This window comes from Burkholderia crassaminum (assembly GCF_964265005.1).
Taxonomy (GTDB): domain Bacteria; phylum Pseudomonadota; class Gammaproteobacteria; order Burkholderiales; family Burkholderiaceae; genus Burkholderia.
Genome location: NZ_OZ183799.1, coordinates 285,588 through 299,528, shown reverse-complemented (window position 1 = coordinate 299,528; position 13,941 = coordinate 285,588). Strand labels below are relative to the sequence as shown.

Here is a 13,941-nt window from a genome sequence, read left to right as displayed (position 1 = left end):
CAACACTCGAATTCAGGAATCAGGAGAAAGTGATGAACAAGGAATGGCCAATCTGGGAAGTGTTCGTGCGCAGCAAGCAGGGCCTCGACCACAAGCATTGCGGCAGCCTGCACGCCGCCGATGCGACGATGGCGCTGCGCATGGCACGCGACGTGTACACGCGCCGCCAGGAAGGTGTGAGCATCTGGGTGGTGCCGTCGTCGGCGATCACCGCGTCGGATCCGAACGAGAAGGCCGAGCTGTTCGAACCGGCGGGCGACAAGATCTACCGTCACCCGACGTTCTACACGCTGCCCGACGAAGTCAACCACATGTAACGCCCGCGCCATGACGATCACGCCCGAACACCTCTCCTACGTGCTGCGCCTCGCGGACAACACGCTGATCCTCGGTCAGCGCAACGCCGAATGGTGCGGCCACGGCCCGATCCTCGAGGAAGACATCGCGCTCACCAACATGAGCCTCGACCTCATCGGCCAGGCGCGCATGCTGTATACGCATGCGGCCGAACTCGAGCGCCAGCTCACCGGCGCCACCAAGACCGAGGACGACTACGCGTACTTCCGCACCGAGCGCGAGTTCGCGAACTTCACGCTCGCCGAGCTGCCGCACTACGGCCCGGTCGCCGGTACCGCGCACGCCGACAAGGACTACGCGGTGACGATCGTGCGCAACTTCCTGTACTCGGCGCTGATGCTTCAGGTGTGGTCCGCACTGGAAACGTCGGCCGACACGCAGCTCGCCGCGATCGCCGCGAAATCGGTGAAGGAAACCCGCTATCACGTGCAGCACGCACGCGAGTGGCTCGTTCGCCTCGGCGACGGCACGGACGAATCGCACCGTCGCGCACAGGACGCGCTCGACTACCTGACGCCGTATACGCGCGAATTCTTCGCCGCCGATGCGATCGACGACGCAGTCGCCGCCGAAGGCATCGCCCCCGCACCGGCCACACTCGAAGCGGCGTGGCGCGCGGACGTGGACGACGCGCTCGCGGAGGCGACGCTCACGCTGCCGGCACCGGTGCAGCATGTGACGACCGGCAAGCAGGGCGAGCACTCGGAACACATGGGCTACCTGCTCGCGGAACTGCAAAGCCTCGCACGCCAGCACCCCGGCGCGACCTGGTAACCCCGACGCCACGGAGCCCGACGATGTCCGTCCAGACCATCGCCCCCACCAACGCCGTGCCCGCCGCGCACCGCGACGATCCGCTGCTCGCCCGCGCATGGGACGTGCTCGAAGCCGTGCCCGATCCGGAGATCCCGGTCGTGTCGATCCGCGAGCTCGGCATCCTGCGCGACGTCCGCCGCGCGGACGACGGCCAGCTCGAGGTCGTGATCACGCCGACCTACTCGGGCTGCCCGGCCATGTCGCAGATCGCCGAGGACATCGCCGCCGCGCTGCAGGCCGCCGACCTGCCGCCGCACCGGATCGAGACGGTGCTCGCACCCGCGTGGACGACCGACTGGATCACGCAGGAAGCGCGCGACAAGCTGCGCGCGTACGGCATCGCGCCGCCGGTCGGCCAGTGCGGCACCGCCGCGCCGCGTGAAAACGTCGTGCGCTTCGTGCCGCGGCCCGTCGCGGCGCCCGCGTGCCCGCGCTGCGGCTCCGCCCTCACCGAGCGTCTCGCGCAATTCGCGTCCACGGCCTGCAAGGCGCTGTATCGCTGCGTCGACTGCCGCGAACCCTTCGACTACTTCAAACCTTATTAATCGATATGGCGACCCCGCAATTTCATCCGCTGCGTATCCGCGACGTGCGGCCCGAGACCGCCGACGCCGTGACCGTCTCCTTCGACGTACCGCCCGAGTTGCGCGACGCGTACCGCTTCACGCAGGGCCAGTTCGTCACGCTGAAGACCCACATCGACGGCGAGGAAACGCGCCGCTCGTATTCGATCTGCGTCGGCACGACGGACTACGACCGTGACGGCGAACTGCGCATCGGCATCAAGCGCGTACGCGGCGGCCGCTTCTCGAACTTCGCGTTCGATTCGCTGAAGCCGGGCCATACGATCGACGTGATGACGCCGGACGGCCGCTTCTTCACGCACCTGAATGCCGACCACGGCAAGCAGTACGTCGCGTTTTCCGGCGGCTCGGGGATCACGCCCGTGCTTGCGATCGTGAAGACGACGCTCGAACTCGAGCCGCGCAGCACGTTCACGCTGATCTACGGCAACCGCAGCGTCGACGCGATCATGTTCGCGGAGGAGCTCGAGGACCTGAAGAACCGCTACATGAACCGCTTCGTCCTGTATCACGTGCTGTCGGACGACCTGCAGGACGTCGAGCTGTTCAACGGCGTGCTCGACCAGGCGAAATGCGCGGAATTCCTCGGCTCGCTGACGCCGGCCGACGCGATCGACGAGGCGTTCATCTGCGGCCCCGCACCGATGATGGATGCAGCGGAAGCCGCGCTGAAGATCGCCGGCGTGCCGCAGGCGAAGGTGCACGTCGAGCGCTTCGGCACGCCGCTGCCGCAGGCCGGTGCGCCGGTCGTCGAAATCACCGACCAGACGCCGGCCGCCGAACTCGAAATCGTGCTCGACGGCAAGAAGCGCAAGCTGCGCCTGCCGTACCAAGGCGTGAGCCTGCTCGACGTCGGCCTGCGCGCGGGCCTCGCGCTTCCTTATGCGTGCAAGGGCGGCGTGTGCTGCACGTGCCGCGCGAAGGTGCTCGAGGGCGAAGTGCGGATGGAGAAGAACTACACGCTCGAGGAGCATGAAGTGAAGGACGGCTTCGTGCTCACGTGCCAGTGCCACCCGATCAGCGACAAGGTCGTCGTGAGCTACGACGAGCGTTGAGCGACGTCGCGTCGCGGCACCGGGCGGTTTCTCGCCGTCACACATCTCGCTTACACTAGGGGCCGCCGGCCGGCTGGACATCGCAACGTCCGCCCGGCCGGCGGTTTTCTTTTGTTGACGACAGGCCGATGAGTACCATTCATGTGATTCAGGGCGGCACCGCTGCCGCGTCGCTGCGCGAGGCACTCGCGCAAGCCGGGCGCGACGAGCACGTCGTCGGATTGCTCGACGATCTCGGTGTCGGGCCGCTCAAGGGCGCCGACGAGACGCCCGACACGCGCGCCGCCTTCTGGCAGCGCGTGCTCGGCGACCAGATTCCCGACTGGAACGCAGAGATCGAAGGCGAGTTCGCACGCCTCGACCAGCTCGCGATGGAGTCGGGCCAGGTGGTCGTCTGGCATGCGCCGAGCGTCGGCGACAAGCTGCTGCTGCGGCGCGTCGCCTATCACCTGCGCAACGTGCCGCAACGCCTGAACGAAGTGCGGCTGTCGGCCGCCGACCTCGACCCGGCGCAGCGCGCGTCGCTGTCGCGCACCGACCAGGCGTGCGCGACCGGCATGTTCTCGCCCGCCGAGCTGGCGCGCAAGCGCCCGGTGGCCGCGCCGATCTCGGTGCTGCGCATCGGCCGCCTCGCGCTCGAATGGCAGGAGGCGAAGCACCTGAACGCCGAGCTGCGCTACTGGGTCAGCAACACGATCAAGAGCGGCCACTATGGGGATCTCGACGCGCTGATCGTCGCGCGCGCGGAAACCGACTGGCTGCCCGCGCGGCGCCTCGTCGGCAGCATCATGGCCGACGCCGACCGCGGCGGGCTGTTCGTCAGCGACTCGATCGCCTGGTGGCGCTGCCGCGAACTCGCGGCGGCCGGCCGGCTCGAGCTGCAGGACGACGCGCCTGACGCCCTCTCCTCCACGCAGGTGCGCGCGGCCCGTGCGGCCACCACGCACCGCTAATCTTCCGCATTCGACCATGGCCCGTACCCGAGCGCCCGACCACGAATCCCAGCGCGAGCAGATCCTCGATCTGGCCGCCGACAAATTCGCGCAGACGAGCTACCCGAGCACGTCGATGTCCGATCTCGCGACCGCGAGCGGCACGTCGAAGGCACGCCTCTATCACTATTACGAGAGCAAGGAAGCGATCCTGTTCGACCTGCTCGACCGCTACACGAAACGGCTGATGCTGATCATTGCCGAGGTCGAAGGGGCGAGCCAGCGGCGTGGCCTCAGCGAACGCGACGCGTTCGCCGAGCTCGTACGCGCGTTCCTCGCCGAATACGAGACATCGCACAGCCGCCACGTCGCGCTGCTCAACGACGTGAAGTATCTCGAGGACGCGCAGCGCGAAATCGTGCTCGACCGCCAGCGCGACATCGTCGCAGCGTTCACGCGACAGCTCGCACGTGCGTACCCGGACCGCATCTCGAAGGAAAACCAGACCTCCGTGACGATGATGGTGTTCGGGATGATCAACTGGACGTTCACCTGGCTGAAGCCCGGCGGCCGCCTCGGCTACCGCGACTTCGCCGAGCAGGTGATCGACCTGATCGAACGCGGGCTGTCGACGGCCGCCTGATTGATGCGCAGCAGCAAGCGTTGCGCGACGGGCACACTGCGACCGCCCGCCGCGCATTTCATATGATGAATTTTAAATCCGTTAAAAATCAGATAGATACACATTTAACTAAGCAGATTTAGAATTCATCCTCCAGCTTAAACATCGTTAAATACGGGTTTTCCCCAATCCGGGGGCTGACGGTCGGGTAAAATGCTGTTGCATTGCACAACCCGCTTGTGCGGCCACACACTGAGGAACCCACGATGAACACGCAATTCAACGGCCCTGCCGAAGTCGTCGGCACGGTCGGTACTGCGCCGGTTCTCGTCAGGGAACTGGCTTCCAAAGACCGTGAGCAAATGCTCACCCACTTTCTCTCGCTCGACGAAGAGGACCGCCTGCTGCGCTTCGGCCAGATGGTGCCCGACCACGTGATCGAGAACTATGTCCGCACGATCGACTTCGGTCGCGACACCGTGTTCGGCGTGTTCGACCACGACCTCGAACTGATCGGCGTCGGCCACCTGGCCTACCTGCCGGCCGAAGGCGACAAGCGCACGGCCGAATTCGGCGTGTCGGTGCTCGAAAGCGCGCGCGGCCGCGGCGTCGGCTCGAAGCTGTTCGAGCGCGCGGCGATCCGCAGCCGCAACACGCGCGTGACGATGCTGTACATGCATTGCCTGTCGCGTAACGCGACGATGATGCACATCGCGAAGAAATCCGGGATGCGGATCGAGTACGCGTACGGCGAAGCCGATGCGTACCTGTCGCTGCCGCCGGCCGACCACTCGACGATCATCGCCGAGATGCTGCAGGAGCAGGCCGCCGTGTTCGACTACGCGATGAAGCGCCAGGCGCGCCGCACCACGAAGTTCATCGAATCGCTGATGCCCGCCGCCCTGACGGCGTAACGTCAGCCAGCCGGGCCCGCCCTCGAGGCGCGTCCGGCTTCCCCCTCTCCTGTCTCGCGCACTAGCGCACCGTACGAATCGGCAACGCCGTCGTCTCCTTGAAGCATTCGAGCGAAAAGCTCGTCTTCACGTCGATCACCGACGGGTGATGCAGCAAATGCTCCTGCACGAAGCGGGAGAAATGCGCCATGTCCTCGACCTGCACGCGCAGCAGGTAATCCATGTCCCCCGTCATCGCGTGGCACGCGACCACTTCCGGCCAGGCCTGCACGGCCGCGCGAAACAGCTCCGCATGGGTCGCGCCCGCACGCGCCGACGTTTCGTCGACCCGCACCGGCGCCAGGCCGCCGCGCTTCTCGAGCCGCACGCTCACGTACGCGAGCAGGTCGAGCCCGAGCTTCTGCGGATTCAGCAGCGCGACATAGCCGGTGATCACGCCGATCTCCTCGAGCCGCCGGATCCGCCGCAGGCACGGGCTCGGCGACAGGTTCACGCGCTCCGCGATCTCCTGGTTCGACAGGCGCCCGTTCTCCTGAAGAATCGCGAGAATTCGCCGGTCGATGGCATCCAATTCGGCTTGCGCCATCTTCTGCCCTCCATTGAATATTTTGAGACTGGAAATTGCGCCATCGTAGATTCGGGCAATCAAGTTCGCAAGTTTACGCTCGCGGCTGCCCGCTACACTCTGTCGCACGTACCGATTCGTCGCGCACGCCGCCGCGTGTGCCACGTTAGACATCGAACCAGGCCGGACATGCGTACGCCGCCCCGGCCGATCGCCCCCACAGGAGACACGCCATGCAGATCCCGAACTGGGACAACCCCGTCGGCACCGACGGCTTCGAATTCATCGAATACACGGCACCGGACCCGAAAGCGCTCGGACAACTGTTCGAACGGATGGGTTTCACCGCGATCGCGCGCCACCGCCACAAGGACGTGACGGTGTACCGCCAGGGCGACATCAACTTCATCATCAACGCCGAACCCGATTCATTCGCACAACGCTTCGCGCGCCTGCACGGCCCGTCGATCTGCGCGATCGCGTTCCGCGTGGAGGATGCCGCGAAGGCGTACAAGCACGCGCTGGAACTGGGCGCATGGGGCTTCGACAACAAGACGGGCCCGATGGAGCTGAACATCCCGGCGATCAAGGGCATCGGCGATTCGCTGATCTACTTCGTCGACCGCTGGCGCGGCAAGAACGGCGCGCAACCGGGCGCAATCGGCGACATCAGCATCTACGACGTCGACTTCGAGCCGATCGCCGGCGCAAACCCGAACCCGGTCGGCCACGGCCTCACCTACATCGACCACCTGACGCACAACGTGCATCGCGGCCGCATGCAGGAATGGGCCGAGTTCTACGAGCGCCTGTTCAACTTCCGCGAAGTGCGCTACTTCGACATCGAAGGCAAGGTGACGGGCGTGAAGTCGAAGGCGATGACGTCGCCGTGCGGCAAGATCCGCATCCCGATCAACGAGGAAGGCTCGGATACGGCCGGCCAGATCCAGGAATACCTCGACGCGTACCACGGCGAAGGCATCCAGCACATCGCACTCGGCGCGAGCGACATCTACCAGGCGGTCGACGGCCTGCGCAGCAAGGAAGTGAAGCTGCTCGACACGATCGACACGTATTACGAACTGGTCGACCGCCGCGTGCCGGACCACGGCGAATCGCTGGACGAACTGAAGAAGCGCAAGATCCTGATCGACGGCGCGCGCGACGACCTGCTGCTGCAGATCTTCACGGAGAACCAGATCGGGCCGATCTTCTTCGAGATCATCCAGCGCAAGGGCAACCAGGGCTTCGGCGAAGGCAACTTCAAGGCGCTGTTCGAATCGATCGAACTCGACCAGATCCGGCGCGGCGTCGTGCAGGACAAGGCCTGACGCATCCGGCAGGCGGCTGCCGGGGCAACCCGGCACCCCGCCCGATCCGGCGGCACAAAAAAAGGGCGGGAATCCGAGGATTCCCGCCCTTTTTGCATTCCGGCGCGGCCTGCTGGCCGCGCGACCGGATCAACGCGCGTTCGCCTTCGACGCGACGGCACGCTCGGCCGACGGCTGCGCGACGGCGTCCTGGGCCGGCGCGATCTGTTGCATCTGCGCGCCGGCTGCCGCCAGTGCGCTCGCGCCTCGCGCGTGCACCGGGCCGGTCATCGAGAAAAACGCGGCGGACACGATCAGGAAACTCTGGATATGACGTGTGTTCATTGCACCTCCTGTAAAACTGCCGGCGCCTCCCCGATTGCGTCGCAACCAGCCAACGCGACCGGGCACCTCCGGCAGGCCGACAAGATTAACGGCATTTGCCCGCAGATGAACCCTGCCTTACATGCTTTTACATGATGCAACGCATGATTCCGCCCTTTTTTCATGATGCTCCGCGGCAATCTCCCCGCATTCCAACCGATGGGCGGCGGGTTTGCCCCAGTGCTACCATCGCTTAAAACCGGCCAATATGCCGGCCACTGCCGACGCGTCCACAAGACGCCCGAAGCAGTCGAGTTTTGGTGATCCCAAACTGGGTGGAGGAGACAGTTAATGAATGCCCCGCTAGACGCAGGCCAACGCGCGTCCCTGGAAGCCGCGCTGAAGTCCGTCACGCTTGATGACAAATACACACTGGAACGCGGTCGCGCGTACATGAGCGGCATCCAGGCCCTCGTGCGCCTGCCGATGCTCCAGCAGGAACGCGATCGCGCCGCCGGTCTCAATACGGCCGGCTTCATCTCCGGCTATCGCGGTTCGCCGCTCGGCGGCCTCGACCTCTCGCTCTGGAAGGCCAAGCAGCACCTGGCGGCCCACCAGATCGTCTTCCAGCCCGGCCTCAACGAAGATCTCGCCGCCACCGCCGTGTGGGGCTCGCAGCAGGTGAACCTGTACCCCGGCGCGAAGCACGACGGCGTGTTCGGCATGTGGTACGGCAAAGGCCCGGGCGTGGACCGCACCGGCGACGTCTTCAAGCACGCGAACTCGGCCGGCTCGTCGCAGCACGGCGGCGTGCTGGTGCTCGCCGGCGACGACCACGCGGCGAAATCGTCGACGCTCGCGCACCAGTCCGAACACATCTTCAAGGCCTGCGGGCTGCCGGTGCTGTTCCCGTCCAACGTGCAGGAATATCTCGATTTCGGCCTGCACGGCTGGGCGATGAGCCGCTACTCGGGCCTGTGGGTCGCGCTCAAGTGCGTGACGGACGTCGTCGAATCGTCGGCGTCGGTCGACATCGACCCGCATCGCACCGAGATCGTGCTGCCAACCGACTTCATCGTGCCGGAAGGCGGCCTGAACATCCGCTGGCCCGACCCGCCGCTCGTGCAGGAAGCGCGGCTGCTCGACTACAAGTGGTACGCGGCGCTCGCGTATGTGCGTGCGAACAAGCTCGACCGGATCGAGATCGATTCGCCGAGCGCGCGCTTCGGGATCATGACCGGCGGCAAGGCGTACCTCGACGTGCGTCAGGCGCTGACCGATCTCGGCCTCGATGACGAAACCTGCGCGCGGATCGGCATCCGGCTCTACAAGGTCGGCTGCGTGTGGCCGCTCGAAGCGCAGGGCGCACAGGCATTCGCACGCGGCCTCGACGAAATCCTCGTCGTCGAGGAAAAGCGCCAGATCCTCGAATACGCGATCAAGGAAGAGCTGTACAACTGGCCCGACGGCCAGCGGCCGCGCGTGTTCGGCAAGTTCGACGAGAAGGACGGCGCCGGTGGCGAATGGTCGGTGCCGATGGGCAACTGGCTGCTGCCCGCGCACTACGAGCTGTCGCCCGCGATCATCGCAAAGGCGATCGCGACGCGCCTCGAGAAGTTCGAGCTGCCGTCCGACGTGCGCGCGCGCATCGCCGCGCGGCTCGCCGTGATCAACGCGAAGGAAATGGCGCTCGCGAAGCCGCACGTGCAGACCGAGCGCAAGCCGTGGTTCTGCTCGGGCTGCCCGCACAACACGTCGACCAACGTGCCGGAAGGCTCGCGCGCGATCGCCGGCATCGGCTGCCACTACATGACCGTGTGGATGGACCGCAGCACGAGCACCTTCAGCCAGATGGGCGGTGAAGGCGTGCCGTGGATCGGCCAGGCGCCGTTCACGGACGAGAAGCACGTGTTCGCGAACCTCGGCGACGGCACCTACTTCCACTCGGGCCTGCTGGCCGTGCGCGCGGCGATCTCGTCGAAAGCGAACATCACCTACAAGATCCTCTACAACGATGCAGTGGCGATGACGGGCGGCCAGCCGGTCGACGGCGTGCTGACGGTGCCGCAGATCACGCACCAGCTCGCGTCCGAAGGCGCGAAGAAGATCGTGATCGTCACCGACGAGCCGGAGAAGTACGACAGCCAGAAGGCGCTGCTCGCGCCGGGCGTGCCGATCCATCACCGCGACCAGCTCGACGACGTGCAGCGCGAGCTGCGCGAGATCGAAGGCACGACGATCCTGATCTACGACCAGACCTGCGCGACCGAGAAACGCCGCCGCCGCAAGCGCGGCACGTATCCGGATCCGGCCAAGCGCGTCGTGATCAACGACGCGGTGTGCGAAGGCTGCGGCGACTGCTCGGTGCAGTCGAACTGCCTGTCGGTCGAGCCGCTGGAAACCGAATTCGGCACGAAGCGCCAGATCAACCAGTCGAGCTGCAACAAGGACTTCTCGTGCGTGAAGGGCTTCTGCCCGAGCTTCGTCACGGTCGAGGGCGGCCAGTTGAAGAAGCCGAAGGCCGTGTCGGTCGACGGCAACGCACTGCCGCCGATCCCTGAACCGACGCTGCCGGACATCGACCGCGCATACGGCGTGCTCGTCACGGGCGTGGGCGGCACGGGCGTCGTCACGATCGGCGCGCTGCTCGGCATGGCCGCACACCTGGAAAACAAGGGCGTGACCGTGCTCGACGTCACCGGCCTCGCGCAGAAGGGCGGCGCCGTGATGAGCCACGTGCAGATCTCGCACGCACCGACCGACATCCATGCGACGCGGATCGCGATGGGCGAAGCCGATCTCGTGATCGGCTGCGACTCGATCGTCACGGCCGGCGACGAGTGCACGTCGCGGATGCGGCACGACACGACACGCGTGGTCGTCAACAGCGCGCAGACGCCGACCGCCGAGTTCATCAAGAACCCGAACTGGGCGTTCCCGGGCCTGTCCGCCGAGAACGACATCCGCGCGGCGGCGGGTGAAGCCGTCGATTTCATCGACGCGAACCGCTTCGCGGTCGCGCTGCTCGGCGACGCGATCTACACGAACCCGTTCGTGCTCGGCTACGCGTGGCAAAAAGGCTGGCTGCCGCTCACGCTCGCGTCGCTCGTCCGCGCGATCGAGCTGAATGCGGTATCGGTCGAGAAGAACCGTGCGGCATTCGACTGGGGTCGCCGCGCCGCGTACGACCTGGCGAGCGTGAAGCAGGCCGCGGCCGGCGACGCGCGCCCCGTGCAAGGCGCCACGGTGATCGCACTGCACACGAAGAAGGCGGTCGACGCACTGATCGCGAAGCGCGTGGAATTCCTCACCGCGTACCAGAACGCCGCGTATGCAGCGCGCTATGCGGCGTTCGTCGACAAGGTGCGCGCGGCCGAGCGTGCACTCGCAGACGGCGACACGATGCAGGAGCAGCTGACTGAAGCAGTCGCACGCAACCTGTTCAAGCTGATGGCGTACAAGGACGAATACGAGGTCGCTCGGCTGCAGTCCGATCCCGCGTTCCTCGCGCGCCTGTCCGCGCAGTTTGAAGGCGACTGGAAGCTGAAATTCCACCTCGCGCCGCCGCTGTTCGCGAAGACGGATGCACACGGCCATCTCGTGAAGAAGGCGTACGGCCCGTGGATGATGACGGCGTTCCGCTGGCTCGCGAAGGCGAAGTTCCTGCGCGGCACGGGGCTCGACCCGTTCGGCCGCACCGAGGAACGCCGCTCCGAGCGCGCGCTGATCGGCGAGTACGAAGCGCTGATCGGCGAGGTGATGGCCAAGCTGAACGCGGCCAACCGTCCGCTCGCCCTCGAGCTGGCGGCGCTGCCGGACGGCATTCGCGGCTACGGCCACGTGAAGGAGAACAACCTGCGCGCGGTACGCCAGAAGTGGAACACGCTGCTCGCGAAGTGGCGGGCGCCGGCAGGCGGCCAGTCGCACCAGCAGGTCGCGTAACGGTACACGGCGGGCAACGCGGCGGGCATTCGCGGTTCGAACGCCCGCCACACGCTGCCAACGGCTCACCTCACGGCAATAAAAAAACGCCACGGAACGCAGGTTCCGTGGCGTTTTTCATTGCGCCGCGCCTGAAGCGCGGCACACGCGGGCGTGGACTTACTTCGTGTTCACGTTCGCGGCGGCAACGGCCGTCATGTTGATGATCCGGCGCACGGTCGCAGCCGGCGTCAGGATGTGGACCGGCTTCGCCGCGCCGAGCAGGAACGGGCCGACCGTCACGCCTTCGCCGCCGACCATCTTCAGCAGGTTGTACGCAATGTTCGCCGCTTCGACGTTCGGCATGATCAGCAGGTTCGCTTCGCCCGACAGCGTCGTGCCGGGGAAGGCTTGCTTGCGGATCATTTCCGACAGCGCCGCGTCGCCGTGCATTTCGCCGTCGACTTCGAGGTTCGGCGCACGTTCGACGATCAGCTTGCGAGCCTCGGCCATCCGACGCGACGAAGCAGACGGCGCGCTGCCGAAGTTCGAGTTCGACAGCAGTGCGGCCTTCGGCGCGATGCCGAAGCGCTCGATCTCGGCCGCAGCCTGAATCGTCATGTCGGCGAGCTGTTCGGCGCTCGGCAGCTCGTTCACGTACGTGTCGCACACGAACAGGTTGCGGCCCGGCAGCATCAGCAGGTTCATCGCGGCGAAGTGCTCGGCGCCCTTCGCGCGGCCCAGCACCTGCTCGATGAACTTCAGGTGGCTGTGGAACGTGTCGATCATCCCGCAGATCATCCCGTCCGCATCGCCCAGGTGCACGAGCATCGCGCCGATCAGCGTGTTGAACTTGCGCATCGCGGCCTTCGCGACTTCCGGCGTCACGCCGTCGCGCGCGCCAATCTCCTGATACGCCTGCCAGTAGCGGTGGTAGCGCGCATCGTCTTCCGGATCGACGATTTCGAAATCGGTGCCGGCCTTCAGCTTCGAGCCGATCTTCGCGAGGCGCATGTCGACGACCGACGGACGGCCGACGATGATCGGCTTCGCGATCTTTTCCTGCAGCACGAACTGCGCGGCGCGCAGCACGCGCTCGTCCTCGCCCTCGGCGAACACGATGCGCGCCTGCTTCTGCTTCGCGGTCGCGAACACCGGGCGCATCACCATGCCGGTGCGGTAGACGGTCGCGCCGAGTTGCTCGCGGTAGGCGTCCATGTCCTGGATCGGACGCGTGGCGACGCCCGAATCCATCGCGGCTTGCGCGACGGCCGGCGCGATCTTGATGATCAGGCGCGGATCGAACGGCTTCGGAATCAGGTAGTCCGGCCCGAATTCGAGCGAGTGGCCTTCATACGCCTTCGCGACTTCTTCGCTCTGGTCGGTTTCTTCCGCCAGCTCGGCGATCGCGCGCACGCACGCGAGCTTCATTTCTTCCGTGATCGTCGTCGCGCCGACATCGAGCGCGCCGCGGAAGATGAACGGGAAGCACAGCACGTTGTTGACCTGGTTCGGGTAGTCCGAACGGCCGGTCGCGACGATCGCGTCCGGGCGCACGGCCTTCGCGTCTTCCGGGCGGATTTCCGGTTCCGGGTTCGCGAGCGCCAGGATCAGCGGGCGGTCGCCCATCGTCTTGACCATGTCCTGCTTCAGCACGCCCGCGCTCGAGCAGCCGAGGAACACGTCCGCACCGACGATCGCGTCGGCGAGCGTGCGTGCGTCGGTGGTCGCCGCATAGCGCTGCTTCGACGGATCGAGATTGCCGCGCCCTTCGTAGATCACGCCCTTCGAATCGGCGACGAGGATGTTCGACTTCGTCAGGCCGAGGTTCACCAGCAGGTCCAGGCAAGCGATGGCCGCGGCACCCGCGCCCGAGCACACGAGCTTCACTTCGGACAGCTTCTTGCCGACGACCTTCAGGCCGTTCAGGATTGCAGCCGACGCGATGATCGCCGTGCCGTGCTGGTCATCGTGGAAGACGGGGATCTTCATGCGCTCGCGCAGCTTCTGCTCGATGTAGAAGCACTCCGGCGCCTTGATGTCCTCGAGGTTGATGCCGCCGAGCGTCGGCTCGAGCATCGCGATCGCTTCGACGAGCTTGTCGGGGTCGGACTCCGACAGTTCGATGTCGAACACGTCGATGCCCGCGAATTTCTTGAAGAGGCAACCCTTGCCTTCCATCACCGGCTTCGCGGCGAGCGGGCCGATGTTGCCCAGGCCGAGCACGGCCGTACCGTTCGTGATGACCCCGACCAGGTTGCCGCGCGATGTGTACTTCTGCGCGTCGAGCGGATCGGCGTGGATCGCCTCGCACGCGGCGGCGACGCCCGGCGAATACGCGAGCGACAGGTCGAGCTGGTTCGACAGCGGCTTGGTGGGGGTGACCGAAATCTTGCCGGGTTTCGGGTTCTGGTGATAAGCGAGAGCGGCCTGCTTCAGTTGTTCGTCCATGATTGACCTGCGAGAGACATGCGAAATATTGACGGTTCAGTACACAGCACCTTGGGCCGCGTCTGCCTGAATCGAGGGGGTAGTCGACTG

Annotated in this window: 12 protein-coding genes; 9 read left to right on the top strand and 3 right to left on the bottom strand. The window is 65.9% G+C overall.

The features are described from left to right. Positions 1–32 precede the first annotated feature (32 nt). The 7 genes from paaB (at position 33) to ACPTTF_RS01270 (ending at position 5,280) form a co-directional block, all read left to right on the top strand. Positions 33–317 carry a 1,2-phenylacetyl-CoA epoxidase subunit PaaB gene (gene paaB / locus ACPTTF_RS01300; RefSeq protein WP_034188015.1) on the top strand — a complete coding sequence of 95 codons (285 nt, stop codon included), beginning with the start codon at positions 33–35 and terminating at the stop codon, positions 315–317. Positions 318–327: 10 nt separating this feature from the next. Continuing rightward, a complete protein-coding gene (gene paaC, locus ACPTTF_RS01295) occupies positions 328–1,131 on the top strand; it encodes a 1,2-phenylacetyl-CoA epoxidase subunit PaaC (protein ID WP_166963664.1) in 804 nt (267 codons plus the stop codon). A 23-nt stretch (positions 1,132–1,154) separates the two neighbouring features. Beyond that, positions 1,155–1,718, top strand: coding sequence for a 1,2-phenylacetyl-CoA epoxidase subunit PaaD (paaD, locus tag ACPTTF_RS01290; protein ID WP_423370065.1), 564 nt, complete (start codon positions 1,155–1,157; stop codon positions 1,716–1,718). A gap of 5 nt (positions 1,719–1,723) precedes the next feature. Next, positions 1,724–2,812: a 1,2-phenylacetyl-CoA epoxidase subunit PaaE gene (gene paaE, locus ACPTTF_RS01285; protein ID WP_423370064.1), complete on the top strand. Its 1,089-nt coding sequence runs from the start codon at positions 1,724–1,726 to the stop codon at positions 2,810–2,812. A 128-nt stretch (positions 2,813–2,940) separates the two neighbouring features. Further along, positions 2,941–3,765 (top strand): DUF1835 domain-containing protein, encoded by an 825-nt coding sequence (locus ACPTTF_RS01280; protein ID WP_423370063.1) that lies wholly within the window; start codon positions 2,941–2,943, stop codon positions 3,763–3,765. A gap of 16 nt (positions 3,766–3,781) precedes the next feature. After that, positions 3,782–4,387, top strand: a complete 606-nt coding sequence (locus tag ACPTTF_RS01275) for a TetR/AcrR family transcriptional regulator (protein ID WP_011350658.1) — start codon at positions 3,782–3,784, stop codon at positions 4,385–4,387. A 245-nt stretch (positions 4,388–4,632) separates the two neighbouring features. Continuing rightward, positions 4,633–5,280 carry a GNAT family N-acetyltransferase gene (locus ACPTTF_RS01270; RefSeq protein WP_166963672.1) on the top strand — a complete coding sequence of 216 codons (648 nt, stop codon included), beginning with the start codon at positions 4,633–4,635 and terminating at the stop codon, positions 5,278–5,280. Between the two features lie 61 nt (positions 5,281–5,341). Here the strand turns inward: ACPTTF_RS01270 and ACPTTF_RS01265 are convergent, their stop codons facing one another. After that, complete coding sequence (locus tag ACPTTF_RS01265; RefSeq protein ID WP_423370062.1) at positions 5,342–5,866, bottom strand: Lrp/AsnC family transcriptional regulator; 525 nt, start codon at positions 5,864–5,866, stop codon at positions 5,342–5,344. Between the two features lie 212 nt (positions 5,867–6,078). Here ACPTTF_RS01265 and hppD point away from each other — a divergent pair, with 212 nt between their 5' ends. After that, the gene (gene hppD / locus ACPTTF_RS01260) at positions 6,079–7,176 is read left to right on the top strand and encodes a 4-hydroxyphenylpyruvate dioxygenase (protein ID WP_166963676.1); all 1,098 of its coding nucleotides are present in this window, start codon (positions 6,079–6,081) and stop codon (positions 7,174–7,176) included. 129 nt (positions 7,177–7,305) lie between these two features. Here the strand turns inward: hppD and ACPTTF_RS01255 are convergent, their stop codons facing one another. Further along, a complete protein-coding gene (locus ACPTTF_RS01255) occupies positions 7,306–7,500 on the bottom strand; it encodes a hypothetical protein (RefSeq protein WP_027788593.1) in 195 nt (64 codons plus the stop codon). Between the two features lie 330 nt (positions 7,501–7,830). Between ACPTTF_RS01255 and ACPTTF_RS01250 the strand changes: the two genes are divergently transcribed. Then, positions 7,831–11,421 (top strand): indolepyruvate ferredoxin oxidoreductase family protein, encoded by a 3,591-nt coding sequence (locus tag ACPTTF_RS01250; protein WP_423370061.1) that lies wholly within the window; start codon positions 7,831–7,833, stop codon positions 11,419–11,421. Between the two features lie 159 nt (positions 11,422–11,580). On the opposite strand, the gene ACPTTF_RS01245 is transcribed toward ACPTTF_RS01250, so the two are convergent. Beyond that, positions 11,581–13,851 carry an NADP-dependent malic enzyme gene (locus ACPTTF_RS01245; RefSeq protein WP_166963680.1) on the bottom strand — a complete coding sequence of 757 codons (2,271 nt, stop codon included), beginning with the start codon at positions 13,849–13,851 and terminating at the stop codon, positions 11,581–11,583. Between the last annotated feature and the right edge of the window lie 90 nt (positions 13,852–13,941).

What these genes read in the sequence shown, in the direction of transcription:
- paaB (WP_034188015.1), top strand. Translation starts at nt 33, where the DNA reads ATGAACAAGGAATGGCCAATCTGGGAAGTGTTCGTGCGCAGCAAGCAG.
- paaC (WP_166963664.1), top strand. Translation starts at nt 328, where the DNA reads ATGACGATCACGCCCGAACACCTCTCCTACGTGCTGCGCCTCGCGGAC.
- paaD (WP_423370065.1), top strand. Translation starts at nt 1,155, where the DNA reads ATGTCCGTCCAGACCATCGCCCCCACCAACGCCGTGCCCGCCGCGCAC.
- paaE (WP_423370064.1), top strand. Translation starts at nt 1,724, where the DNA reads ATGGCGACCCCGCAATTTCATCCGCTGCGTATCCGCGACGTGCGGCCC.
- ACPTTF_RS01280 (WP_423370063.1), top strand. Translation starts at nt 2,941, where the DNA reads ATGAGTACCATTCATGTGATTCAGGGCGGCACCGCTGCCGCGTCGCTG.
- ACPTTF_RS01275 (WP_011350658.1), top strand. Translation starts at nt 3,782, where the DNA reads ATGGCCCGTACCCGAGCGCCCGACCACGAATCCCAGCGCGAGCAGATC.
- ACPTTF_RS01270 (WP_166963672.1), top strand. Translation starts at nt 4,633, where the DNA reads ATGAACACGCAATTCAACGGCCCTGCCGAAGTCGTCGGCACGGTCGGT.
- ACPTTF_RS01265 (WP_423370062.1), bottom strand. Translation starts at nt 5,866, where the DNA reads ATGGCGCAAGCCGAATTGGATGCCATCGACCGGCGAATTCTCGCGATT.
- hppD (WP_166963676.1), top strand. Translation starts at nt 6,079, where the DNA reads ATGCAGATCCCGAACTGGGACAACCCCGTCGGCACCGACGGCTTCGAA.
- ACPTTF_RS01255 (WP_027788593.1), bottom strand. Translation starts at nt 7,500, where the DNA reads ATGAACACACGTCATATCCAGAGTTTCCTGATCGTGTCCGCCGCGTTT.
- ACPTTF_RS01250 (WP_423370061.1), top strand. Translation starts at nt 7,831, where the DNA reads ATGAATGCCCCGCTAGACGCAGGCCAACGCGCGTCCCTGGAAGCCGCG.
- ACPTTF_RS01245 (WP_166963680.1), bottom strand. Translation starts at nt 13,851, where the DNA reads ATGGACGAACAACTGAAGCAGGCCGCTCTCGCTTATCACCAGAACCCG.